Here is a 24,470-nt window from a genome sequence, read left to right on the forward strand (position 1 = left end):
AACATGAGGCTTGGCTATCTTGGGTTTGGAACCATTGCGCTGGCCTGCGCCGAAGGTCTGGTCAGCGATGGGCATGACATTGTTGTCAGCGAAAGAAGCCGGGCCAACTCATCCGAGCTATCGGCCCGCTTCGACAATGTGACCGTGGCTGACAATCAGGGTGTTTTGGATGCCAGCGACGTGGTCTTTGTCGGATCGACCGCCGAACAGGCCGAGACGATGCTGTCCGCGCTGCGGTTTCGCGAAGGCCAGCGGGTGATCTCGTTCATGGTTGGTATATCGCCGGAACAGGTTCAAGCCCTCGTTGCACCGGCCACGTTCGAAACGCTGATGATCCCGTTCCCGTCCATTGCCTCGGGCGGATCTCCGGTTCTTATCTATCCTGCGTCACCAACGGTTGTGGCTCTTTATGGCGGTTCAAACACCGTTATCACCATGAAGTCCGAGAGTGATTTCAACGAGTTTCTGGCCGCTCAGGCCCTATTGTCTGTGGTGGCGAAATCGCTGGCCGTCGGGATTGACTGGCTGGGCCGCAAAACCGGCAGCGCCCATGAGGCTGAGAAATTCCTGCGTCTTTTGATCGGAGGGTCGATCATGGCCGCGCCGATGGAGACCGAGAACGCGATGGCCGATCTGGTCGAATCCCTAAACACGCCGGGCGGGCTGAACCAGCAATTGCGAGAGTACATGGCCGATCGCAACACCTATGACGATTTGGTCCAAGGGATCGAGGTCTTGTCGGCCCGCCTATCCGAGGGCTGATTGACCGTACTGTAGGCGTGCACGACGACATCATGTCGCTGATGCGGGATGAGTTTACCCGTTGGGATCGCCGCAACAGTCGCTATGTTTGGCTTTCGCGGTTTGACATTGGCCCTTTGGTCTGGTGATACCCCTCATCGGATCAGACGCTTTTGTCGACCGAAGCTGAAAAGGGTAATCAGGTGCGCGCCAAATCTACGTTCGTGACCCCGCTTCCAACCCAATGGGTTGGGCCGATTCTGTTCAGGGGGGATCTGGTGTCCGGTGAGGTCAGCGTCCCACTGGCAACTTTCGAAACGCCCCTATGGCCCTCCACCGCGCGCGGTGCGGGCGTTTCACGGCATGCAGGCGGCATTCAGGTCACCCTGGTTGATGAGCGGATGACACGTTCCATCGCCGTGCGGGCGAAGGACGCGGCCTCGGCGTATCAAGCCTGGCAACGGATCGAGGCGCAGACCGACAAAGTGGCCGAGATCATCTCCTCGACCAGCCGCTTTGCCCGCCTGATCAAGCTGAATCGCCAGATCGCTGGGAACTTGCTGTTTATTCGAATTGAGTGTTCCACCGGGGATGCCTCGGGTCACAATATGGTGACCAAGGCGGCCGAGGCGGTGTTGAACTGGGTCTTGGATGACCAGCCGCAATTGGCCTACGCGTCGATCTCGGGCAACCTGTGTACTGACAAAAAGGCATCTGCTGCGAACGGGCTTTTGGGGCGGGGGAAATACGTCATTGCCGAAGTGGAAATCCCGGGTCGGCTTCTGCGGCGCATGCTGCGCACCACGCCCGAGCAGATGGTTGCGCTTAATCTCGAAAAGAACCTGATTGGCGGAAATCTTGCGGGATCTCTGCGCAGTGCCAATGCGCATTTCGCAAACATTCTGCTGGCCTTCTATCTGGCCACCGGTCAGGACGCCGCGAATATCATTGAGGGTAGCCAAGGCATCGTTCATTGCGAAGCGCGCGGTGAAGATCTGTATTTCTCATGCACCTTGCCGAACCTGATCGTTGGTTCGGTCGGGGCAGGAAAAGGCAATGATCAGGTCGAAGAAAGCCTGCGCCTTATGGGGTGCAAAGAGGAACGCGAGGCGGGTGAAAACGCCCGTCGCTTGGCTGGCATCTGTGCCGGGGCGGTGCTGTGCGGTGAGCTGTCTTTGATGGCTGCGCAAACCAATCCCGGAGAGCTGGTGCGCACCCATATGGAACTGGAACGATGACCAAGCCCAAACCCGCCGACCGCAGCGTGGCCGGGCGCAAGCTGGACCATCTGCGCGCCGTTTTGGAAGACCCCGATGTCGAACGCGGGCGCAGCGGGTTTGATGCGATCTCTCTGACCCATCGCGCCTTGCCTGAATTGGATCTGGATGCGGTCGACACAAGAACAAGTTTTCTGGGCAAGCCGCTCAGCTTTCCGCTGCTGATTTCGTCGATGACGGGCGGAACCGGGGACGAGATCGCCAGGATCAATCGCAACCTTGCTGAGGCGGCCGAGGCGACCAGGGTGGCGATGTCGGTCGGCTCACAACGCGTGTTATTCGCCGATCCTGCTTCGAAGGGTAGTTTTCAACTGCGCGATGCCGCGCCGAGCATACCGTTGATCGGCAATATCGGCGCAGTGCAGCTGAACGCGGGGCTAGATGCAGACCACTGCTTGCAGGCCGTTCAGGCGCTTGAGGCAGACGGGCTATACCTGCACCTCAACCCGCTGCAAGAGGCCGTGCAGGTCGAAGGGGACCGCGACTTTTCCAACCTGTCTGGCAAGATCTCTGATCTGGTGTCGAACATGCCGGTGCCTGTGCTGATCAAAGAGGTTGGTGCCGGGCTGTCCGGCCCTGATGTCGAGCTGGCCTATGACGCCGGTATACGCCATTTCGACGTGGCCGGTCGCGGGGGTACTTCCTGGAGCAGGATCGAATATCACCGCCGCGCCGACGATCACGACGATCTGGGGTTGGTTTTTCAGGATTGGGGCCTGACGACGGTCGAAAGTCTGCTTGAAACTCGGGACGTCTTGGTCAAAAAGACCGATCCAACAACACTCATCGCCAGCGGCGGTTTACGAGACGGTGTGGACATGGCCAAATCTATCATTCTGGGCGCAGATCTGTGCGGAATGGCTGCTCCGTTTTTGGCCGCAGCGCAGGAGTCAAGCGCGCAGGTCATCCGCCAAATTGAAAAGTTGCGTCGCGAATTTCAGACCGCGATGTTTCTTTTGGGCTGCGCAGATGTATCTCAGCTGAAGGCAAATGTCTCACTGATCCGATCAAGGTCAAAGTTTTGGTAATCTCTACTGGTATCAGCGCGATGAGCTTTTTCACGCCTCATCGCTTTGTTTCGCTGGACACTCTGGCCCAGCATCACGGCATTGACCCTGCCAAGTTCTCACGCGGGATCGGGCAGGAAAAGATCGCCATGCCGGGGCATGACGAAGACGTTGTGACCATGGCCGCCGAGGCCGCAAAGCCGATCATTGATCAACACGGAGCAGACGGGATCGACACCATCCTGTTCGCGACGGAAACTGGGATCGACCAATCCAAATCTGCAGGCATCTATGTGCAGCGGCTTCTGGGGCTGCCTTCGAACCTGCGCAATGTGGAACTGAAGCAGGCCTGCTATTCTGCCACCGCCGCATTGCAAATGGCCTGCGCTCATGTAGCGCGCAAACCGGATCGCAAAGTTCTTGTGATCGCCTCGGATATCGCGCGCTATGATCTGGACAGCTCGGGTGAAGCGACGCAAGGGGCGTCAGCCGTCGCGATGCTGGTCACGGCTGATCCGACACTGTTAGAGATCGGGCCTGTCTCGGGCCTGTTTACCGAAGACATCATGGATTTTTGGCGCCCCAACCACCGGCGCACACCCTTGGTTGACGGTAAGTACTCGGCGCTGCGTTATCTCGGGGCGCTGGTGGAGTCCTGGCGCGACTATCAGGCAAACGGCGGCTTGCCCTACGATGGGTTTGCGCAGTTCTGCTATCACCTGCCATTCTCGCGTATGGGCGAGAAGGCGCATCTGCGTCTGGCGAAAGAGGCAAAAGCCGATGCCGATATGCAGGCCGCTTTACCGGGGATGATCTACAATCGTCAGGTCGGGAACAGTTATACCGCGTCGATGTACCTTGCGATCCTGTCCACGCTGGAGAACAGTGAAAGTGATCTGACGGGCAAATCCCTAGGACTGTTTTCCTACGGCTCCGGCGCGACCGGTGAGTTCTTTGATGCCAAGGTGGTCGAAGGCTACCGCGATCATCTGTTTGCATCCCGCCACCGGGAAATCCTGGAGGACCGGACCGCCGTCTCATATGATGAATATGTTGCCCTATGGCACGCGAGGAATGGCGAGGACGGGACAGATACGCCCATGCCCGATGAGGCAAAAGGACGCTACAGATTGGCAAGCATTGACGATAACAAGCGCATCTACGTTGACCGGACCGCATGATAAAGTCTGGGCCCACGCGCCCGGTAAGCTGATCCTGTCCGGAGAGCATTCGGTTCTGTACGGCATGCCCGCGCTGGCAATGGCCGTGGCCCGCTATACCGAGGTGTCGTTTCAGCCGCTGGGCTTGGGCGAAGGCCTGAAGACCGCGTTCGAGAACCTGTCTTCGGGCGAATACTACCCTCTGAAATTGTTGTCTCAGTTCAAAGCGTCACTGGATCAGCGCTTTGATCAATTCACGCGCGGCGAGTTGGATGTCCACAAGATCCTCACGCGTCCCGATGATCTGGCGGTCTATACGCTTGCCTCGCTGTTGCATGAAAACCTCGCGACGCCCGGATCTGCGATTCCCGGCATTGGTGCGATGAACAGCAAACTGGCCCCCGGACAACTGTCAAGCCGTTCAGAGCTGCCGATCGGCGCGGGTATGGGGTCGTCTGCCGCAATCGTCGCGGCAACAACGGTGTTGTTTGAAAACCTGCTGGAGCGGCCCAAAACGCTTGAAGAAAGGTATGAGCGCGTCCGGTTTTGCGAGCGCCTCAAGCATGGGCGCGCGGGGCCGATAGATGCCGCCGCAGTTGTCCGAGGCGGCCTTGTGCGTGCAGGCGAAACGGGTATCGCGGCACCGGAGTTACCGCCGGATCATGGTTTGCTGACGGGTAAGGGGTGGTATTGGGTCCTGCACGGCCGGCCCGAAAGCACCACAGGCGAATGCGTCAGTGCGGTCACGGCCGAACACGCGCAGAACGACGCCCTTTGGCAACGTTTCGGCGACTGTACGACCGCGTTTTTGACCGCGATCGCCTCGGGGCATGACCCGGACGATGCGATTTCCGAAAACCAGCGATTTCTGGAAATGATCGGTGTCGTGCCGGACCTGTGCCAAACGTTTATCAGAGAGATCGAAGGCATTGGCGGCGCGGCCAAAATCTGCGGCGCGGGGTCTGTGCGCGGTGATTTTGGCGGGGTGGTTCTGGTACACATGGAGGACCACGAAAAAATGGCCCATTTCATGTCGGGCTATCCTGAGATGCAATGGTCCGCGTTGCGTCTGGCCTTGACAGGTGCAGCGATGATCAGGGCCCCTAAAAACAGCTCAGACGGGGCCTATTCATGATACGGGCCAGCGCACCAGGATCGGTCATGATTTCCGGAGAACATGCAGTCGTCTACGGCTCCAGATCCATCGTGGCCGCCATTGAACAAAGACTAACGGTGACGCTGCGACCACGCACCGATCAATTGGTGCGTATCTCCTCCGAGATTGCCGAAACAGAGACGGTCGATTTGGATCAGGTGCAAGCAGTGGGGCCTTACAAGTTTGTCCTCGCTGCTATCGCCATGCACAGGGATGCGATTGACGCCGGGATGGATATCTCGATCTCGTCGGAGATTGACCCGACGCTTGGGCTGGGGTCATCTGCGGCCGTGACCATTGCCGCTCTGGGGACCGTTCTGACTGCGACGGGTCAGCCGCTGAATGGTATTCACTCCAAGGCCTACCAGATCATTCAGGACACTCAGGGCCGCGGCAGTGGCGCCGATTTGGCCGCCAGCTTGCAGGGCGGTATGCTGGCCTATCGCGCCCCGCCAAATCCAGAGATGGTGGCACTGCCTCACCCTCCGACGATCAGCCTGCGATACTGTGGATACAAGACCCCCACCTCGGTTGTGTTGCAAAAGGTTGCGGAACGGATGATCGGAAGAGAGGCCGAGTTCAAAGCGTTTTATGCCGATATGGGTGACTTGGCCGATCATGCCATCAATGCAGCAAAGGACCGCGATTGGGTGGCCTTCGCGGACGCCCTGACAAACTATCAAACCCGGATGGAGGATTTGGGCGTGAGCGACGAAACCTTGAACCGGATCATCACATCGGCCCGACAGGCCGAAAATGTCATGGCGGCCAAGATCTCGGGCTCCGGCTTGGGCGATTGCGTTCTGGCCCTGGGAGCGCCGCCAAATGGGTTCACTCCGGTGACACTGGCCAGCGAAGGACTGATCATACATGACTGACGCCGTTCAAACCCTCATTGACCAAGCGATGCGAGGCGCGGGCGAGGCTCAAAACTTCAGCGCCTATGCCCCAAGCAACATCGCGTTGTCGAAATACTGGGGCAAGCGGGACAGAGCCTTGAATCTGCCGCTCAACAACTCCTTGTCGATCTCGTTGGCAGAGTGGGGGTCTCACACAACTGTCGAGCCATCCCAGAGCGGGTCGGATCAGGTCTTGCTGGACGGTCAGCCTCTGCCACCGACCTCGGGGTTCGCGCGCAAGGCGCTTGCGTTTGCGGATTTGTTTCGCGATGGCCGCGATGTGCCACTGCTGATCTCGACCAGAAACACGATCCCGACGGCGGCCGGTTTGGCATCGTCCGCCTCGGGGTTTGCGGCGCTGACCCGTGCGCTCTGCGGCAGCTTCGGCTTGGACCTGCAAGCACAGGACATGAGCCTGATCGCCCGATTGGGCAGCGGCAGCGCAACCCGATCCCTCTGGCACGGCTTTGTGCGCTGGGACAAGGGCGCGCGCGATGACGGTGGCGACAGCCACGGCGTGCCGCTTGAGCTAGTATGGCCGGAATTCCGCATTGCCATTGTCGAGGTGGACACAGGCCCGAAACTGCACTCGTCCCGCGATGGAATGAACCACACGGTCGATACCAGCCCTCTGTTTTCCAGCTGGCCCGAGATGGCTGAGCGGGATTGCAAAACCATCGAGCAAGCGATCAATGAGAGAGACTTTGAAACCCTAGGCCAAACGGCCGAGGCAAATGCGTTGGCCATGCATGCGACTATGCAAGCTGCACGCCCCGCGCTGACTTACCTTACAAATCAAAGCTGGGTGATCCTGCAGCGACTGTGGCAGGCCCGCACAGAAGGACTTGCAGCCTATGCCACGATGGATGCGGGGGCGAATATCAAGCTGGTTTTCCTGAAAGAAGCCGAGGCAGATGTCTTTCAAGCGTTTCCTGGTGCCCGCGTGATATGTCCGTTCGAATGGTCAAAGGCATAGAAGCCACAGCACAAGATTGAGCGGTCGCCGCTGCCTAGGTGTCGCGCTTTGGAAGGTGACCGCGCGCGATCTAATGCATAATCACCAAGCGTTTGAGTTTGGAAATGCCCTCAGCTCTTCCTGCCGTTTTGCGGGCGATAGACTTTAACCAAAGGCTTCGCTATCCAACTTGCAGGCTCATCGCCTTGCCGAACAGGCTCAAACACTTGTAGCAAGGGCAGTGGATATGACGGCCAACCCAAACGACAGAGCCTCTATTATGAAACTCACGCAGGATCCTCATTCGATCCGGTCCGGTGACCGGGAAAAGGTTCTGGAAGTGGCCATCGGTCGCGAGGTTCGGGCCTTTCGCAAGCAACAGAACACTACTGTTGCCGAGTTGGCGCAGATTACTGGCCTGTCGATCGGGATGCTGTCCAAGATCGAAAACGGCAACACGTCGCCTTCGCTAACCACGCTGCAACTGCTGGCCGATGCGTTGTCGGTTCCGCTGACCAGCTTTTTTCGCCGTTTTGAAGAACGTCGCGACGCTGTCCACACCAAGGCCGGTGAAGGCGTCGAGTTAGAGCGTGAAGGTACGCGGGCGCATCACCAATACAACCTTCTTGGCCATTTAGGCGCTAATGGTTCGGGTGTAATTGTTGAGCCTTATCTGATCACTCTGACAGCGGAATCGGATGTTTTCCCAACCTTCCAGCATGGCGGGATTGAAACGATCTACATGCTAGAGGGTGAGGTGGACTATCGCCATGGGGAGCAGGTTTATCCGTTGAAACCCGGTGATACTCTGTTCTTCGACGCGGATGCGCCGCATGGACCGGAGCGACTGGTCAGCCTGCCAGCGCGGTACCTGTCGGTGATCAGCTACCCTTTGACAAGCTGATCCGCTTTTTATCAGAGTGCTGAAAATCAATTCGCTAGGCCTACAGCTATGTTGGCCGGGCTATTTTGCCGTGCGTAAACGTGAGCGCCCAGAAATTGGGCAAAATTTGCCTGTTAGGAAAAAACATTTCCTCTAGTTATTGATGATCCCGAGTTTTGTTGCTAGCGTACACGCGCAACGAAACACGCAAGGAGAGCTGTCTGCCATGTGCGGAATTGTCGGACTATTCCTTAAGGATCAGTCACTGTCGCCCAAGCTGGGTGAGATGCTGACGGATATGCTGATCACTATGACCGATCGTGGCCCTGACAGCGCTGGTATCGCGATTTATGGCGATCCAACTCAGGGCACTACGAAAGTCACCGTTCAGTCTGCAAACCCCGAACAGGACTTTGCCAGTCTGGCGGATGAGCTGGGTCAACGGCTGAACACGTCCGTGACCCAGACGATCAACGACACCCATGCAGTACTGGATATCCCAGGCGATCAGTTCGAGGCCGCGCGTGCTGCGCTGGCCGAAATCCGCCCCTCCGTCCGGATCATGAGCCGCGGAGAAAGCCTTGAGATCTACAAGGAGGTCGGTCTGCCCAAAGATGTTGCCGCTCGTTTTGAGCTGAGCGGCATGACCGGAACGCATGGGATCGGCCACACGCGAATGGCCACTGAATCAGCGGTGACCACGATGGGTGCGCACCCGTTCAACACTGGGGATGACCAGTGTTTGGTGCATAACGGATCGCTGTCCAATCATAACTCGCTGCGGCGCAAGCTGCGCCGTGAAGGAGTACATATCCAGACTGAGAACGACACCGAGGTGGGCGCCGCTTACCTGACGTGGAAAATGATGAACGGCGCGTCTCTGGGTGAGGCGCTGGAAAGCAGTCTTGAGGATCTGGACGGGTTCTTCACCTTTGTCGTCGGCACCAAGGACGGGTTCGGCGTGGTCCGTGACCCGATTGCCTGCAAACCGGCGGTCATGGCGGAAACCGATCAATATGTGGCCTTCGGCAGCGAATACCGCGCCTTGGTGAACCTGCCCGGCATCGAAGATGCCCGCGTGTGGGAGCCGGAGCCGGCGACGGTCTACTTCTGGTCCCACACAGACTTTCCCAACAAAAAGGCCGCGTAAAATGCAGACCTACGATCTTGAGGCCGACGGCCTGCGCGGGTTGAACGCCGCCCTGCAAGACCAGAGCAAAGAGACCAACCAGACCAACTGGCAGGTGGTGAACCCCAAGGGCAGCCACGCCATCGCGGTCGGGTTGGACGCACTGATCGAGGTGACGGTGAAGGGCTCGACCGGGTACTACTGTGCGGGCATGAACCAGCAGGCCACTATTCGGGTCGAAGGCTCGGTCGGGCCGGGCGTGGCCGAGAACATGATGTCGGGTCAGGTCATCGTCGATGGCGATGCCAGCCAGTACGCTGGGGCCACGGGCCACGGTGGATTGCTGGTGATCAAGGGCAATGCCAGCTCGCGCTGCGGGATCTCGATGAAGGGGATCGACATCGTGGTGCATGGCAATATCGGCCATATGTCGGCCTTCATGGCGCAGGCGGGCAATCTGGTGGTCTGCGGCGATGCAGGCGACGCGCTGGGGGATTCCCTATACGAGGCGCGGCTGTTTGTGCGCGGCTCGGTCAAGAGCCTGGGCGCGGACTGTATCGAGAAAGAGATGCGCCCCGAACATCTTGAGATCCTGAAGGACCTGCTGGACCGCGCAGGCAGCGATGCCAGGCCGGAAGAGTTCAAACGCTATGGCTCGGCCCGTCAGCTGTATAACTTCGACGTCGACAACTCGGCCGCTTACTAAGGATGAAGGGTATGAAAGATATGGACGATCAGACCCCCCGCACCGTGCCGATCCAGTCGGCGACCTTTTCCAACCCGATCAACGCCGAAATCCGCCGCGCGGCGGCCACTGGTATCTATGATATCCGGGGCGGTGGGGCCAAACGCAAGGTGCCGCATTTCGACGACCTGCTGTTTCTGGGGGCCTCCGTCTCACGCTATCCGCTGGAGGGCTACCGCGAACGCTGTGATACCTCGGTGACGTTGGGCACGCGTTTTGCCAAGAACCCCATCCAGCTGGATATTCCGATCACCATCGCAGGTATGAGCTTCGGCGCGCTGTCCGGCCCCGCGAAAGAGGCCCTTGGACGCGGCGCTTCGGCGGCTGGCACTTCGACCACAACCGGCGATGGCGGCATGACGCCCGAGGAACGCGGCCACTCGAGCAAGCTGGTCTATCAGTATCTGCCCTCGCGCTATGGCATGAACCCCAACGACCTGCGCAAGGCTGACGCGATCGAGATCGTGGTGGGGCAGGGGGCCAAACCCGGCGGAGGCGGCATGCTTCTGGGTCAGAAGATCAGCGACCGCGTGGCCGAAATGCGGACCTTGCCCAAAGGGATCGACCAGCGCTCGGCCTGCCGACACCCGGACTGGACCGGGCCGGATGATCTTGAGATCAAGATTCTCGAACTGCGTGAGATCACCAACTGGCAGGTGCCAATCTACGTCAAGGTCGGCGCGACGCGGCCCTATTACGACACGGCTTTGGCGGTGAAGGCCGGGGCCGATGTGGTTGTCATGGACGGGATGCAGGGCGGTACGGCGGCCACGCAGGATGTGTTCATCGAACATGTGGGCATTCCGACGCTGGCCTGTATCCGACCCGCAGTGCAGGCGCTGCAGGATTTGGGGGTGCATCGCGAGGTTCAGCTTGTGATCTCGGGCGGTATCCGTACCGGGGCGGATGTGGCCAAAGCGATGGCGCTAGGCGCGGATGCGGTGGCGATTGGCACGGCGGCTCTGGTTGCCCTTGGCGATAACGACCCGAAATGGGAAGCCGAGTATGAAAAGCTGGGCACCACAACGGGGGCCTATGACGACTGGCATGAAGGGAAGGACCCCGCGGGCATCACCACTCAGGACCCCGAGCTTGCCGCGCGTCTTGACCCGGTTGATGCCGGGCGACGGCTGCGCAACTACCTGAAGGTCATGACGCTTGAGGCGCAGACCATCGCGCGGGCCTGCGGTCACAATCACTTGCACAATCTGGAACCCGAGGACTTGTGTGCCCTGACTATGGAGGCGGCTGCGATGGCAAAAGTGCCCCTTGCAGGCACCGACTGGTATCCGGGCAAGGCCGGGTTCTGATCTGACATTCGAAAGGCGCGGTCCCACGGGGCTGCGCCTTTCTTCTATTGGGATTGATAAACAGGGAAAGGAAGGCCGACCATGACGATAGATCTGGCAGCTTTCGCCAAGGAAAAAGGCGTTAAATACTTCATGATATCTTTCACCGATCTATTCGGTGGACAGCGGGCCAAACTGGTTCCCGCACAAGCCATTGCCGACATGCAGGAAGAGGGCGCCGGTTTTGCCGGGTTCGCCACGTGGCTGGATATGACCCCCGCGCATCCCGACATGCTGGCGGTGCCAGACCCGTCCTCGGTGATCCAACTGCCATGGAAGCCCGAGGTCGCTTGGGTCGCAGGCAATTGCGTGATGGAGGGGCAGGATGTGGCCCAGGCCCCACGCAACGTGCTACGCCGCCTGATCGACGAGGCCGCCGAGATGGGCCTGCATGTAAAAACCGGCATCGAAGCTGAGTTCTTCCTGCTGACCCCCGATGGCGAACAGATCAGCGACCCGTTCGATACTGCGGAAAAGCCCTGTTATGACCAGCAGGCTGTAATGCGCCGCTATGACGTGGTGCGCGAGATCTGCGACTACATGTTGGACCTTGGCTGGGGCCCGTATCAGAACGACCACGAGGACGCCAATGGCCAGTTCGAGATGAATTGGGAATTCGATGATGTTCTGAGAACCGCCGACAAGCATTCCTTCTTCAAGTTCATGACCAAATCCGTGGCCGAGAAGCATGGGCTGCGTGCCACCTTCATGCCCAAACCGGTCGAGGGGCTGACGGGCAATGGCTGCCACGCCCATATCTCGGTCTGGGACGCGCCGGGTGCGGATGCGAAGACCAACGTTTTTGCTGGCGAAGGCGACGGCCCGACCGGAGAGGTTGGGCTGGGCGAGCAGGGCAAGTACTTCCTCGGTGGCATCATGAAGCATGCCAGCGCGCTTGCGGCGATCACCAACCCGACGGTGAACAGCTACAAGCGCATCAACGCGCCGCGCACCATGTCGGGGGCCACATGGGCGCCCAACACGGTGACATGGACAGGAAACAACCGAACTCATATGGTGCGCGTCCCCGGCCCGGGCCGGTTCGAACTGCGCCTGCCCGATGGGGCGGCGAACCCGTATCTGCTGCAGGCAGTGATCATTGCCGCTGGTCTGTCGGGCATCCGCACCAAGGCTGATCCGGGACCGCGTTATGACATCGACATGTATGCCGAAGGCCACACTGTCACCGACGCGCCCAAATTGCCGCTGAACATGCTCGACGGCCTGCGCGAATTCGACAAGGACGCCGAATTGAAAGAGATGATGGGGCAGGAGTTCTCCAGCGCTTTCCTGAAGATGAAGCATCAGGAATGGAACTCGTTTGTGTCTCATTTCTCGAACTGGGAAAAACAGCACACGCTCGATATCTGAGAGCAAAAAAGAGGCCGCAGCGAGTGCTGCGGCCTCGGTCTTTTTGACCATGGCGTAAGCGCGCAGGACCATGCGCCAAACATGCCGATCTGCGTGCCCGGAATTTGGCGGTATCTGAGGACCCAGAATAGATCCCGCGCCTAAAGTTCGACGTCCTGCAAAACCGGGACCGAATGCTTGTCGAGCAATCCTGACAGTTCCGGGCGGCATGAGCCACAGTTTGTACCCGCCTGCAATAGCCTGCCGATTTCATCGACATCACCGATGTTCTGGGTGCCGATGGCCCGGACGATCGTATTGAGTCCGACCCCGAAACAGGAGCAGACGATCGGCCCGCCATCTTCGACACCATTGGCAGACCGCCCGGACAGGAGCTGATGAGGCTCGGCATCGGGCAGGGTTGCAAGATACTCCCTCATTAAGGTCACAGGTTCTCGAGATACATAGAGAACGGCAAGAACGCACGGACCGTCTGACAGTGCTATCCTGAACAACCCTCGTTTGGGATCTTCGACCGATGTGGACAGGGCGTCCGGTAGTTGGAACCAGTCTCGGGCCGTCTTCTCCCAGTCGGAGGGCATCTCATAGCCCGCCAGCTCTGTTCTGTAGCCGCTTTCGGTTTTCGCCGTTGCCCGATACTCTGCCGACGGTGACGGAGGTGTCGCGGAGACTGCAAAACCGTACCAACCCGCCTTCATGGGGTGCAGGGACACTGCGGCGGCTTTGCTTTCGGGTTGGCCTGATACCGGGTCAGTAACGCCGGGTATCAATGCATCGACACGGGCCGAGGGGGCTGTTTCACCCGTCCAGTGGATCGGCGCGAACACCTGCCCGGGCGCGACGGCATCGGATGTCTTTAACCGGAAGATACATGCCCCGACCGCGCTCTTGACCTCGACCAAGCTGTCGGGGTCTAGCCCGAGACGATCCGCATCATCCGGGTGAACCTCAATGAAAGGCTCAGCAAGGTGCGACGACAGGCGCGGTGACAGGCCAGTGCGGGTCATGGTGTGCCATTGGTCCCGTGTACGCCCGGTGTTCAGAAGGAACGGGTAGCGGTCCGAGGCCTTCGCCTCGGGCGGTCTGTGGCTGACCGGGATCAGGCGGGCTTTGCCGTCAGGGTGGAAGAACTGCCCGTCGCCAAAGAACCTCCCTCCAGTGCCGTCAGGCGTCACCGGCCAGCGGGTTGGTTGCAGCTCGGCATAGTCGTCGTCCGACAAGTCAGCATATCCAGAGATGTCGAAATCGCGCCCAAAGGGTTTGGCCACCAATGACAGGGCAGCGTATTCGCGGAAAACCTGCGCAGGCGAGGTATAATTGAACGCCTCTTGCCACCCCATACGGCGGCCCACCTCCGCGAGGATGTCCCAATCGGCCCGCGCATTGCCCGGAGGAGTCAGGACGGCGCGCTGGCGGCTGATCGTGCGGTCCGAGTTGGTAACGGTGCCGCTTTTCTCGGCCCATCCAGCTGCGGGCAACACCACATCTGCGACGCGGGCGGTGTCTGTGTATTCGGTCAGGTCGCTGACAACCGTGAAGGGGCAGGCTTTGATGGCGGCCTGCACCCGGTCGGCCTCGGGCATGGTGACGGCGGGGTTGGTATGGATCACCCAAAGGGCTTTGATCTGCCCCTTCTCAATCTCTCGAAACAGGTCGACGGCTTTCAGCCCCGGTTTCTTGGGCATATTTGGTGCGGCCCAGAACTTCTGAACCGCCGTGCGGTGGCTTTCGTTTTCGATGTCCAGATGACAGGCTAGCATATTGGCTAGGCCACCGACTTCTCTCCCACCCATGGCGTTCGGCTGCCCAGTGACGGAAAACGGCCCCATGCCGGGTCGACCGATTCGGCCCGCGGCCAGATGGCAATTCAGGATCGCGTTGACCTTATCCGTCCCGCTCGAGGATTGATTGACACCCTGGCTGAAGATCGTGACCACGCGCTCGGTCCCGATCCACATGTCACAGAAGGCGTCGAGGTCTTTTTGATCCAGACCTGTCGCCCTTGGGTCGTCCTTTTGCGCAGCGGCCAGTGCGTCCGTGAACCCTGTCGTATGGCTCAGAAAACCCGCGTCGACCTGTCCGGTTTCGTGAATGCGGCCAAGCAGATGGTTGAACACGGCCACGTCGCCGCCCGGTGCCAGCGGTAGATGCAGATCGGCCTGATCGCAACTTGCCGTTCTGCGCGGGTCGATCACAATGATCCGGGTCCCACGCGCTTGACGTGCCGCCATGAGCCGTTGATAGAGAACCGGATGGCACCAAGCGAGGTTCGATCCGACAAGAACAACCAGATCGGCCTGATCCAGATCCTCATAGGTTCCGGGCACGGTATCGGTGCCAAAAGCGCGTTTGTGCCCGGCGACGGTGGACGCCATGCAGAGCCGCGAATTGGTGTCGATATTCGCTGAACCGATGAATCCCTTCATCAGCTTGTTGGCGACATAGTAGTCCTCGGTCAGCAATTGCCCCGAGACGTAGAAGGCAACACTGTCCGGCCCGTGCGCCTTGATCGCCGCTGAGAACCGATCCGCGACCAGTTGAAGGGCGTAGTCCCAGCCGACATCCTGACCAAACGCGCGCGGGTTTCGCAGCCGGTGGTCCAAGCCAACGGTCTCACCCAAAGCCAAACCCTTGGAACAGAGCCGACCATGATTGGCCGGGTGGTCCGGGTCACCACGTACAGCCAGCCCTCCGGCCCCGTCGGGGCGCAGCAGGACGCCACAGCCGACCCCGCAATAAGCGCAGGTCGAGCGGACCTCGGGCAGGCCAGTGCCGTCCATCAGGCGGCGCTCCGGTGAGAGACTGTGCTGGCATCCAACAAGATACGCCCGCCTTCGAGACGCACTGGATAGGTGGCGATCTGCCCCTCGTCAGCGCCCTGTGCCTGGCCGGTGTTCAGGTCGAAAACCCAGTTGTGCAGGGGGCAGGTGACCGATTGCCCATGCACGATCCCTTCGGACAGCGGCCCGCCTTTGTGGGGGCAGCTGTTGGTGGCGGCGAAGACTTCGGCCTCGGCGGTGCGGAAGACCGCGATACAGCCGATATGCGTTTTCACCAAACGCGCGCCACGCAGGGGAATGTCGTCGATATGTCCGATGTCGATCCAGCTCATTCCGCGGCCTCCAGTGTGAAATCTGCGATCGGCGCATAGGTCTGCGCCTTGTCCTTTACGTGTTCCGCCCACGGGTCCTTGCGGTAGATGCTTTGGGACAGTTCGAACCGTTCGACCAGAGCGGCACGGTTCTCCCGGTCCTCCACGACCTGAGCCTTGACCCAGTCCATGCCGACCTTGTCCAACCATTTATACAAACGGTCCAAATACTTGCCGCCTTCGCGATAGGCCTGTGTGACGGCCATCACGACCTGGATCGCTTCGTCTTCGGTGGAGACCTGACAGAGTAATTCGGTCTCTTTGACGTCCATACCAGCGGCTCCGCCGATGCTGATCTGGTACCCTGAGTCCACGCAGACTACACCGATATCCTTGCAGGTCGCCTCGGCGCAGTTGCGCGGGCAACCCGACACCGCCAGTTTCAACTTGTGCGGTGTCCACGACCCCCAAAGGATTTTCTCAAGCTTGATGCCGAGACCTGTACTGTCTTGCGTGCCAAAGCGGCAATGATCGGTGCCGACACAGGTTTTGACGGTACGCAGGCCTTTGGAATAGGCGTGGCCTGAGACCAGTCCAGCCTGGTTCAGATCCGACCAGATGGCGGGCAGATCCTCGCCCTTCACGCCGAGAAGGTCGATGCGTTGACCGCCGGTAACCTTGACCGTCGGCACATCGTATTTGTCCGCTGCATCCGCGATGGCACGCAATTCTTCGGGGGTGGTGATGCCTCCCCACATACGCGGGACAACGCTAAAAGTGCCGTCCTTTTGGATGTTGGCGTGCTTGCGTTCGTTGACGAAGCGGCTTTGCGGGTCGTCTTGGTATTCCAGCGGCCAGTCGGCCAGAAGGTAATAGTTGATTGCAGGGCGGCAGACATGGCAGCCATTCGGCGTTGTCCAGCCCAGCTCCTGCCAGACAGCGGCCTGGCTTTTCAGCTCCTGCCCTTTGATCAGACGTCGTACATCCTCATGCGTCAGATCGGTGCAGCCGCAAATCGGTTGCGCCGTTGGCATTTGGAACTCATCACCCAGAGTGACCTGCAAAACTTGCTCAACCAGCCCCGTGCATGTCCCGCACGAGGCGCTGGCTTTGGTGCTTGCTCGCACGGCGCCCAGATCGCTGGCACCTGCGTTGATCGCCTCGACAATGTCACCTTTGCATACGCCGTTGCAGCCGCAAATTTCCGCCTCAGGCGGCAATGCTGCAACGGCTGAAAGAGGGTCCGCAGTGTCGCCCCCCTGGTAGGCAGGCCCGAAGATCAGCGTCTCGCGCATGTCTTCGATCCTGGTGCCGTCCTTGATCAGGCCGAAGAACCAACTGCCATCGGCAGTGTCGCCATACATGACCGCGCCGACCAGACAATTTTCTTCGATGACCAGCCGCTTGTAGACCCCGCGCGAGGGGTCGCGGAATACGATATCCTCGCGTCCAGGCCCATCCGCGAAATCGCCCGCGCTGAACAAATCGCAGCCGGTGACCTTCAACTTGGTCGAGAGGGTTTTTTGAACAAACGCAGCCTCTTCGCCCAACAGCGCCTGCGCCGCCACTTTCGCCTGATCATAGAGCGGCGCGACTAGGCCAAAGACCGCCCCGTCATGTTCGACGCATTCGCCCACCGCGTAGATATCCGGGTCCGAGGTCAGCATCTGGTCATCCACATGGATACCGCGCCCGATGGCCAGACCGGCCTCTTGCGCCAGCGCCGTGTTCGGGCGGATCCCCACGGCCATGACCAACAGGTCACAGGGCAATTCGGTCCCGTCGTCCAGAAGCAGCGCGCGGACTTTGCCATCTTGCCCGAGGATTTCTTTCGAGTTCGCCTGCAGGCAAATCTTGATGCCTTTGTCTTCCAGCGACTTCTTCAGCAGATAGCCTGCGGCTTCGTCCAGCTGACGCTCCATCAGGTGACCCATGATGTGCACGACGGTCACGTCGACTCCGTGCGCGGCCATGCCAGCAGCGGCCTCAAGCCCCAGTAGGCCGCCGCCGATGACGACGACCTTGTTGCCCGAACCCATACCCATCATCCGCTGGGTGTCTTCCAGATCGCGATAGGCAATCACACCCTCCAGATCATACCCCGGCAAAGGGATCATGAACGGGTTCGACCCGGTGGCAATCACCAGCTTGTCGTAAGGAACGTGGCCGTTCTGACCCTCGACCACCTTCATCTCACGGTCGATCTTGGCAACCTGCTCGCCAAAGCGGCAGGAGATGCCGCGTTGGGCATACCAAGCGTTGTCATGGGTGACGATCTCTTCATAGGTTTTCTCGCCCGAAAGAACCGGGCTGAGCATGATGCGGTTGTAGTTCCCGCGCGGCTCGGCGTTGAACAGGGTGATGTCGAACGCATCCGGCGCGGCGTCGGTCAGGTGCTCCAGCACCCGGCCCGAGGCCATCCCAGCGCCAATGACAACAAGTCTTTGCTTCATGATTTCACTCCGCTGCAATCGCCTTGGGGGCGGGTGTTTTAGGCTTGGCGCCGTGTTCGTATTCTTCGAGGAAATCGAGGACCTCCTGCCGGTAGGCGTAGTAATCCGGGTGCTCGAGCAGCGCTTTGCGCGTCCGCGGACGCGGCAGTTCGACCTTGGTGATCTTGCCGATTGTGGCCTGCGGGCCGTTGGTCATCATAACCACGCGGTCGGCCAGCAGGATCGCCTCATCCACGTCATGGGTCACACAGATTGCTGTGACCTTGGTGCGGGACCAGACCTCCATCAGGACTTCCTGCAATTCCCAGCGCGTAAGGCTGTCGAGCATGCCGAAGGGCTCGTCCAGCAGCAGAAGTTTGGGCGACAGTGCGAAGGCGCGGGCAATACCGACGCGTTGCTTCATACCGTTCGAGAGATCCGAGGCAGATTTGTCCATCGCGTCAGCCAGTCCGACGCGTTCCAGATAGTACTCCACCACGTCCTGCCGCTCGGCCATGCTGGCTTTGGGATAGACCTTGTCGACGCCAATCGCGACATTTTCCTTGGCGCTGAGCCAAGGGAACAGGTTGGGCGATTGGAACACCACCGCGCGTTCCGGGTCGGCCCCTTCGACGTGGCGGCCATCCAACTTGATCGCGCCTTTTGAGATGTCGTTTAGCCCTGCCGCCATGGTCAAAACCGTGGACTTGCCACAACCCGAATGGCCGATCAGAGAGATGAACTCACCCTTGTCGATCTTCAGGTCGAAATCCTCGACCACGGTCAGAGGGCCTTTGGGCGTCGGATACACCTTGTGCAATTGCGAGAAGTCGAGGAAACGGTTCTCGATCATCCCCTTTTGCGCCTCGGCCACTGCCGTTGGAACGCCGTGGATTGGGGTGACATCCGGCAGGATACGAGAGCCTTCGACCTTGGCCTCGATCCCAACATCCATCAGGTACTTGGTGACGTCGGCGCGGAGGCGTTTGAAGGTCTCATCGTTGTTCATCGCACCCCGATCGCGTGGGCGCGGGATCGACACGCGGAATTCCTGCCCCAGTGTGCCATCAGGGTTCAAAGCGATAATCCGGTCGGCCAGAATGATCGCCTCATCCACGTCATTGGTGATAAGGACACAGGTCTTCTTGTCGGTTTCCCAGATGTGTTCGATCTCATCCGCCAGATTGGCGCGGGTGAGCGCGTCAAGCGCCGACAAAGGCTCATCCAGCAGCAGAACTTCGGGGTTCATCGACAAAGCGCGCGCCACGTTGACCCGTTGGCGCATCCCGCCCGACAACTCCGCCGGGCGACGCGTCGCGGCATGGCTGAGACCCACCATCTTGACGTAATGCGCCACTTTCTCGGCTTTCTCGGCCCTGCTGAGGCCGGGAAAGACCGTATCCACGGCCAGCCCCACATTGCCGCTGACCGTCAGCCATGGCATCAGCGAGTAGTTCTGGAAGATCACGCCACGCTCAGGGCCCGGCCCCTTGATCGGAGTACCTTTGAACGTGACCTCGCCCTTGGTTGGCGTATCCAGACCGGCCATCAGGTTGATCAGGGTCGTCTTGCCAGTGCCCGAGAAGCCGAGGATCACCAGAAACTCACCCTCTTGCAAGTTAAGGTCGATGCCTTTCAGCACATCGGTGCGTGCGGTGCCTTCACCGAAGGATTTCGAGGCGTTCTTGAAGCTCAGAATGCTCATCTCGATCACCGGTTGTTTGTGAAGGTAAACAAGGATTGAAGCGCGTACATCACGCGATCCAGCAGGAAGCCGATGATGCCGATGGTGAATACTGCGACCATGATCTTGGCGAGCGAGCTGGACGAGCCATTCTGGAACTCATCCCAGACAAACTTGCCCAGACCGGGGTTCTGCGCCAGCATTTCCGCGGCGATCAGAACCATCCAGCCGACGCCCAGCGACAGGCGCAGGCCTGTGAAGATCAGCGGCAGGGCAGAGGGCAGCACCAGTTTGGTGATCTTGGTATAGGTGTTCATTTTCAACACCTTGGAGACATTCACTAGGTCCTTGTCGATGGAGGCTACACCCAGCGATGTATTGATCAGCGTGGGCCACAGCGAACACAGGGTGACGGTTATCGCAGAGATCAGGAAAGACTTGGCGAACCAGCCGTCATTTGTGACGTAAACGGCTGAGACGATCATGGTGACGATCGGCAACCAGGCCAGCGGAGACACCGGTTTGAAGATCTGGATCAGCGGGTTCAGCGCAGCATTGGCGGTCGGAGACAGACCGGCGGCAATGCCAAGCGGCACGGCGACCACTGTGGCGATGAGAAAGCCGAAAAACACCGTTTTGATCGAGGTCCAGATTTGCTGGTAGTAGGAGGGCGCCCCGGTAAAGGCGACTTCCTTCACCTTTTCGGGCTGACCGGCATCAATGAACTTTTGGTTGCGCTTTTCGACCATCGCTTCGAATTTGGCGCGCTTGGCGGCCTTGGCCTGTGCGTCTTCGTTCAGGCTGACCATTTCGCTCCAAACCTGCGCGGGTCCGGGGACCGCACCAAGCGAAGTCTGTACTTTCGGGGCCAGCGTGGCCCAGAGCAGCAGAAAGGCACAGATCGACAGCAGGGGAACGATCAACAATCGCCAAATCTCGGTCATCTGGGCGCGTGGGTTGTCTCCTGCGGCGGCCTTTAGGACGGGCGTAGCCCAGCTGAGGCCCAACACCTGGAACCACTTGTCGGCTGCGTTGATGCGGGTGAAAAGGCGGGCGCGACGTTCCTCGCGGGCGGCGTCTGCGTTGAATTCGGGATCGACCGTTGTCATCTGATGTGTCCTTGCGATGGCGGGGCACTTTGGGGTCCGCGCCCGACGAGGCCGGGCGCAGGTTTTCGGGATTAGCCTTGCACGTCCGAGCCGACGATCGTCTGACCGTCTTTCAAACCGATGGAGAGGCTTTCGAGATAGGCGTTGGGAGTGCGGCCGTCATAAGCGATGCCGTCGATGATATCTTCGGCCGGAGTCGGTGCTTTGTAGCCGTCGCTGTCCCACGGGAAATCAGCCTCGTTCGCCAGCCCTTCGTCGACCAGCAAGCGCGCGGCCTCAAGGTAGATCTCGGGCTTGTAGACCGACTTGGCGACTTCGTCATACCAGCTGTCGGGCTTGGCCTCGGCGATCTGACCCCAGCGGCGCATCTGGGTCAGGTACCAAACCGCGTCCGAGTAGAACGGGTAGGTCGCATTGTAGCGGAAGAACACGTTGAAATCGGGAACCTCGCGTTTGTCGCCTTTTTCATATTCGAACGTGCCGGTCATCGAGTTGGCGATGACGTCATAATCCGCGCCCACATATTCCGGGCGGCTGAGGATCTCGACCGCCTCGGGGCGGTTGGCGTTGTCGTTTTCATCCAGCCACTGTGCCGCGCGGATCAGCGCCTTGGTCACGGCCAGAGTGGTGTTTGGGTACTCTTCGGCGAACTCGGCTGTGATGCCGAAGACCTTTTCAGGGTTGTTCTTCCACAGCTCATAGTCGGTGATGACGGGAACACCGATGCCTTTGAAAACGGCCTGTTGGTTCCACGGCTCGCCCACGCAATAGCCATAGATCGTACCGGCCTCCAAAGTGGCGGGCATTTGCGGCGGAGGCGTCACAGATAGAAAGACGTCCGCGCCGATCTGACCGGTCACGTTTTCGGGGCTGTAATACCCCGGATGCAGACCACCAGCGGCTAGCCAGTAGCGCAGCTCGTAGTTATGGGTCGAAACTGGGAAGACCATGCCCATGTTGAACGGCTTGCCTTCGGACTTGTATTTCTCAACGACCGGTGCCAAGGCCTCAGCACTAATCGGGTGCTGCGGGCGACCGTCATCCATCTTTGGGATATTGGGCTTCATTTCTTCCCAAATCTCGTTCGAGACGGTGATGCCATTGCCGTTCAGGTCCATCGAGAAAGGCGTGATGATATGGGCTTCGGTCCCGTATCCGATGGTCGCCGCCAAAGGCTGACCCGCCAGCATATGCGCGCCGTCCAGCTGCCCGCCGATCACGCCGTCTAGCAGCACTTTCCAGTTGGCTTGCGCTTCCAACGTCACGAACAGACCCTCTTCGAGGAAGTAGCCCTGTTCGTAGGCGACGGCCAACGGGGCCATATCCGTCAGTTTGATAAAGCCAAAGGTCAGCTCGTCTTTTTCCAGTTCCAGCTCGGCCAATGCCGGAGAGGCAAGCGCGGTAGACGCAATAAGGCCCAGAAGTAGCTTTTTCATCTCGATCCCTTTCGGTTCAGCCCAATCGCGTTGGGCAAACAAAAAAGCCGCCGACACACACCGCCGGGAGGATTGGCGGGTGGTCGAGCGGCTCTGCTCTTTGTGGATGCCCATTTCGGCGGGCGAATTCTTACGGTGGGCGTCGTTGCCTGCCGTTGACCCGATTAAGCCTTGTCGGGTTTGGGTCGTCATCCTTTTTTGGCATTTCAGAGGTACTTTTTCTGCAATGCAGCGTTGTCGAATGCTGCACTGCAAAAAAATTAGGCAATCTTAGGCGGTCGGCTCGAAAATGCGCCGGTCGAAAAAGACATTCGGGGGTAGAATCAGGCTGCCATGGGTTGAGGCCACAGCGGTAGAAGTGGGTAGTGCGCCCTCCAGCTTTTCCGAGGCGCCTGGTGATTCCACGCCCAGCCCTTGCAGTTCACGACGATAAAGATCGCTGCGAAAGACCTTGGCGGCCTGACGCTCGGCGGTTGTGACATCCAGCCCGTTTCGCAGGGCCAATTGATGCGCAATCCATTTCGCCTGGCTGCGCCATGGGAAGGTGGCGGCCCCATCAAAGAACTCGACGAACCCCTCAAGATGGCGCTGTTCGCCGCGGGCAGAGATCGTGAACTCTCCCATCAGGGCGCGGTCGATCAGTTCGGGCGAGACGTTGAGATAGGATTTGCGGGACAGCATCTCGGACGCGGTTGTGCGGCTGTCTTCACTTGATAGCCAACGCCCGGCGCGCCAGACGGCCCGCATCAGACTGCCGAGCAGATGCGGCTCGGTCTCGGCCCAGTCGTTGCGCACGGCCAGCACCTTTTCCGGCGCGCAGGTCCAGATCGCCTGGCCCGGTAGAAGTAGGGTAGCGACATTGTCGTCGACCGCGAAGGATCCCCAGGGCTCACCCACGCAGAAGGCGTCGATTTCTCCTCCTGCGAGCGCCTGCGCCATCAATGGCGGCGGTACGGTTCGGATTTCCACCTTTTTCGAGGCCAGCGGGGTTCCCGCCACCCAGTAGCGCAGCAGTTCGACATGCATCGAGAAAGGGAAGGGCACACCAAAGACCAGAACGTCTCCGGCGGCTTTTGCCAATGCGGCGCCGGCTTTGGCGGCATCGGCGAAATCAAAACCATATCCCTGATGTGCTAGCCGCCCGGCCAATTGCGTGCCAATTCCAATCACGGTTCCATTCATCGAAAGCACCGACACGGCCGAAAGCGGCGTTGCGATGCCGCCCAGTCCCAAGGCCATGGCAACCGGCACCGGAGAAAGCAGATGCGCTGCATCGACATGTCCAAAGGCCAGCATGTCGCGCAGGGACGACCAGGATGGGGCAGGGCGCAGATCCAGCGAAACGCCCTCGGCATGGTCGAACCCCATTTCGCGCGCGACAATTAATGGGGCGGCATCGACCAGCGGCATGTAGGCCACGGGAAGGGTGACGGTCCTCATGACAACAACCCCGAGGCCGTAACCAGCGCCTCGGCAACCTCGGCCACCCTGCGGTTCTGGTTCATCGCGGTTTTGCGGAGCAGGGCATAGGCCTCATCCTCGGGCACGCCTTTGGCTTTCATCAACAAGCCTTTGGCGCGGTCGATCACCTTGCGTTCGTCCAATGCGCGGCGAGTTTCAGCCAGTTCCGTCCGCATCTGGCGCAGGACCTGAAACCGAGCGATGGCCGTGTCGATCACCGGCTTGATCCGCTCGGCCTGAAGGCCGTCGACCACATAGGCCGAGACACCCGCCTCAACAGCGGCTTTCGCCAACCCTCCGGCTGCTCCGGACACAAACATGGCGACGGGACGCTCCAGTGGGCCGGACGCGACCGTTAATTCCTCGAGCATGTCGCGCGACGGGTTGTCGATATCAATCAGGACGATATCGGGGCTGTGAGTGGCAATTTTACGTGCCAGTCCCGAGGCGTTTCCGATCACGAATACATCGACATCGCCGGACTCCTTCAGCGCATCCACGATGGCAAAGGCCCGGTCTTGGTTTTGTTCTACGACAACAACTGTCAGGTTCTGGCTCATACGGAGTCAGTTGGGCGCGCTGCAT

20 protein-coding genes are annotated in these 24,470 nt (G+C 59.7%); 12 read left to right on the forward strand and 8 right to left on the reverse strand.

Translation table 11 applies throughout. From position 1 onward, the window contains the following. The first annotated feature begins 3 nt into the window (after positions 1-3). From ACR0IP_RS12515 to glnT, 12 genes are all read left to right on the forward strand, one after another. On the forward strand, positions 4-762 hold the full coding sequence (locus ACR0IP_RS12515) for an NAD(P)-binding domain-containing protein (protein WP_480525877.1): 759 nt from the start codon (positions 4-6) through the stop codon (positions 760-762). A gap of 182 nt (positions 763-944) precedes the next feature. Continuing rightward, positions 945-1,979, forward strand: a complete 1,035-nt coding sequence (locus tag ACR0IP_RS12520) for a hydroxymethylglutaryl-CoA reductase (protein ID WP_480525879.1) — start codon at positions 945-947, stop codon at positions 1,977-1,979. After that, positions 1,976-3,046: a type 2 isopentenyl-diphosphate Delta-isomerase gene (gene fni, locus ACR0IP_RS12525; protein ID WP_480525881.1), complete on the forward strand. Its 1,071-nt coding sequence runs from the start codon at positions 1,976-1,978 to the stop codon at positions 3,044-3,046. The genes ACR0IP_RS12520 and fni overlap by 4 nt, the downstream gene beginning before the upstream one ends. Continuing rightward, entirely contained in the window at positions 3,040-4,206 is a 1,167-nt protein-coding gene (locus ACR0IP_RS12530; RefSeq protein ID WP_480525883.1) for a hydroxymethylglutaryl-CoA synthase, read from the forward strand. The genes fni and ACR0IP_RS12530 overlap by 7 nt, the downstream gene beginning before the upstream one ends. Then, positions 4,190-5,320, forward strand: a complete 1,131-nt coding sequence (locus tag ACR0IP_RS12535) for a mevalonate kinase family protein (protein WP_480525885.1) — start codon at positions 4,190-4,192, stop codon at positions 5,318-5,320. Before ACR0IP_RS12530 ends, ACR0IP_RS12535 begins: the two co-directional genes overlap by 17 nt. Then, complete coding sequence (locus ACR0IP_RS12540; protein WP_480525887.1) at positions 5,317-6,219, forward strand: mevalonate kinase family protein; 903 nt, start codon at positions 5,317-5,319, stop codon at positions 6,217-6,219. The genes ACR0IP_RS12535 and ACR0IP_RS12540 overlap by 4 nt, the downstream gene beginning before the upstream one ends. Continuing rightward, positions 6,212-7,216: a diphosphomevalonate decarboxylase gene (gene mvaD, locus ACR0IP_RS12545; protein ID WP_480525889.1), complete on the forward strand. Its 1,005-nt coding sequence runs from the start codon at positions 6,212-6,214 to the stop codon at positions 7,214-7,216. Before ACR0IP_RS12540 ends, mvaD begins: the two co-directional genes overlap by 8 nt. Positions 7,217-7,475: 259 nt before the next feature. Next, positions 7,476-8,099, forward strand: a complete 624-nt coding sequence (locus tag ACR0IP_RS12550; RefSeq protein ID WP_170658999.1) for a helix-turn-helix domain-containing protein — start codon at positions 7,476-7,478, stop codon at positions 8,097-8,099. A 205-nt stretch (positions 8,100-8,304) separates the two neighbouring features. Continuing rightward, positions 8,305-9,228, forward strand: coding sequence for a class II glutamine amidotransferase (locus ACR0IP_RS12555; RefSeq protein ID WP_480525891.1), 924 nt, complete (start codon positions 8,305-8,307; stop codon positions 9,226-9,228). A 1-nt stretch (position 9,229) separates the two neighbouring features. Then, positions 9,230-9,913: a protein GlxC gene (locus ACR0IP_RS12560; RefSeq protein ID WP_480525893.1), complete on the forward strand. Its 684-nt coding sequence runs from the start codon at positions 9,230-9,232 to the stop codon at positions 9,911-9,913. Between the two features lie 20 nt (positions 9,914-9,933). Then, a complete protein-coding gene (locus tag ACR0IP_RS12565; protein ID WP_480526115.1) occupies positions 9,934-11,262 on the forward strand; it encodes an FMN-binding glutamate synthase family protein in 1,329 nt (442 codons plus the stop codon). 81 nt (positions 11,263-11,343) lie between these two features. Next, positions 11,344-12,672 (forward strand): type III glutamate--ammonia ligase, encoded by a 1,329-nt coding sequence (glnT, locus tag ACR0IP_RS12570; RefSeq protein ID WP_480525895.1) that lies wholly within the window; start codon positions 11,344-11,346, stop codon positions 12,670-12,672. A gap of 140 nt (positions 12,673-12,812) precedes the next feature. Here the strand turns inward: glnT and ACR0IP_RS12575 are convergent, their stop codons facing one another. The 8 genes from ACR0IP_RS12575 to ACR0IP_RS12610 form a co-directional block, all read right to left on the reverse strand. Continuing rightward, entirely contained in the window at positions 12,813-15,452 is a 2,640-nt protein-coding gene (locus ACR0IP_RS12575; protein ID WP_170378580.1) for a nitrate reductase, read from the reverse strand. Beyond that, a complete protein-coding gene (gene nirD, locus ACR0IP_RS12580; RefSeq protein WP_170689045.1) occupies positions 15,452-15,784 on the reverse strand; it encodes a nitrite reductase small subunit NirD in 333 nt (110 codons plus the stop codon). The genes ACR0IP_RS12575 and nirD overlap by 1 nt, the downstream gene beginning before the upstream one ends. Continuing rightward, a complete protein-coding gene (nirB, locus tag ACR0IP_RS12585) occupies positions 15,781-18,216 on the reverse strand; it encodes a nitrite reductase large subunit NirB (RefSeq protein WP_480525897.1) in 2,436 nt (811 codons plus the stop codon). The genes nirD and nirB overlap by 4 nt, the downstream gene beginning before the upstream one ends. 4 nt (positions 18,217-18,220) lie before the next feature. Next, a complete protein-coding gene (locus ACR0IP_RS12590; RefSeq protein ID WP_480525898.1) occupies positions 18,221-19,900 on the reverse strand; it encodes an ABC transporter ATP-binding protein in 1,680 nt (559 codons plus the stop codon). 5 nt (positions 19,901-19,905) lie between these two features. Continuing rightward, positions 19,906-20,988, reverse strand: coding sequence for an ABC transporter permease (locus ACR0IP_RS12595; RefSeq protein WP_170378572.1), 1,083 nt, complete (start codon positions 20,986-20,988; stop codon positions 19,906-19,908). 71 nt (positions 20,989-21,059) lie between these two features. Then, positions 21,060-22,424 carry a CmpA/NrtA family ABC transporter substrate-binding protein gene (locus ACR0IP_RS12600; RefSeq protein ID WP_480525900.1) on the reverse strand — a complete coding sequence of 455 codons (1,365 nt, stop codon included), beginning with the start codon at positions 22,422-22,424 and terminating at the stop codon, positions 21,060-21,062. 270 nt (positions 22,425-22,694) lie between these two features. Continuing rightward, positions 22,695-23,864, reverse strand: coding sequence for an ABC transporter substrate-binding protein (locus ACR0IP_RS12605; protein WP_170378570.1), 1,170 nt, complete (start codon positions 23,862-23,864; stop codon positions 22,695-22,697). Then, positions 23,861-24,445 carry an ANTAR domain-containing protein gene (locus ACR0IP_RS12610; protein ID WP_170378569.1) on the reverse strand — a complete coding sequence of 195 codons (585 nt, stop codon included), beginning with the start codon at positions 24,443-24,445 and terminating at the stop codon, positions 23,861-23,863. The genes ACR0IP_RS12605 and ACR0IP_RS12610 overlap by 4 nt, the downstream gene beginning before the upstream one ends. Between the last annotated feature and the right edge of the window lie 25 nt (positions 24,446-24,470).

The sequence above is a fragment of the Ruegeria sp. AL11 genome (assembly GCF_056540865.1).

Excerpts from the sequence above, each read along its gene's own strand:
- ACR0IP_RS12515 (WP_480525877.1), top strand. The coding sequence starts at position 4 with ATGAGGCTTGGCTATCTTGGGTTTGGAACCATTGCGCTGGCCTGCGCC.
- fni (WP_480525881.1), top strand. The coding sequence starts at position 1,976 with ATGACCAAGCCCAAACCCGCCGACCGCAGCGTGGCCGGGCGCAAGCTG.
- ACR0IP_RS12540 (WP_480525887.1), top strand. The coding sequence starts at position 5,317 with ATGATACGGGCCAGCGCACCAGGATCGGTCATGATTTCCGGAGAACAT.
- mvaD (WP_480525889.1), top strand. The coding sequence starts at position 6,212 with ATGACTGACGCCGTTCAAACCCTCATTGACCAAGCGATGCGAGGCGCG.
- ACR0IP_RS12550 (WP_170658999.1), top strand. The coding sequence starts at position 7,476 with ATGAAACTCACGCAGGATCCTCATTCGATCCGGTCCGGTGACCGGGAA.
- ACR0IP_RS12555 (WP_480525891.1), top strand. The coding sequence starts at position 8,305 with ATGTGCGGAATTGTCGGACTATTCCTTAAGGATCAGTCACTGTCGCCC.
- ACR0IP_RS12560 (WP_480525893.1), top strand. The coding sequence starts at position 9,230 with ATGCAGACCTACGATCTTGAGGCCGACGGCCTGCGCGGGTTGAACGCC.
- ACR0IP_RS12565 (WP_480526115.1), top strand. The coding sequence starts at position 9,934 with ATGGACGATCAGACCCCCCGCACCGTGCCGATCCAGTCGGCGACCTTT.
- glnT (WP_480525895.1), top strand. The coding sequence starts at position 11,344 with ATGACGATAGATCTGGCAGCTTTCGCCAAGGAAAAAGGCGTTAAATAC.
- ACR0IP_RS12575 (WP_170378580.1), bottom strand. The coding sequence starts at position 15,452 with ATGGACGGCACTGGCCTGCCCGAGGTCCGCTCGACCTGCGCTTATTGC.
- nirD (WP_170689045.1), bottom strand. The coding sequence starts at position 15,784 with ATGAGCTGGATCGACATCGGACATATCGACGACATTCCCCTGCGTGGC.
- nirB (WP_480525897.1), bottom strand. The coding sequence starts at position 18,216 with ATGAAGCAAAGACTTGTTGTCATTGGCGCTGGGATGGCCTCGGGCCGG.
- ACR0IP_RS12590 (WP_480525898.1), bottom strand. The coding sequence starts at position 19,900 with ATGAGCATTCTGAGCTTCAAGAACGCCTCGAAATCCTTCGGTGAAGGC.
- ACR0IP_RS12595 (WP_170378572.1), bottom strand. The coding sequence starts at position 20,988 with ATGACAACGGTCGATCCCGAATTCAACGCAGACGCCGCCCGCGAGGAA.
- ACR0IP_RS12600 (WP_480525900.1), bottom strand. The coding sequence starts at position 22,424 with ATGAAAAAGCTACTTCTGGGCCTTATTGCGTCTACCGCGCTTGCCTCT.
- ACR0IP_RS12605 (WP_170378570.1), bottom strand. The coding sequence starts at position 23,864 with ATGAGGACCGTCACCCTTCCCGTGGCCTACATGCCGCTGGTCGATGCC.
- ACR0IP_RS12610 (WP_170378569.1), bottom strand. The coding sequence starts at position 24,445 with ATGAGCCAGAACCTGACAGTTGTTGTCGTAGAACAAAACCAAGACCGG.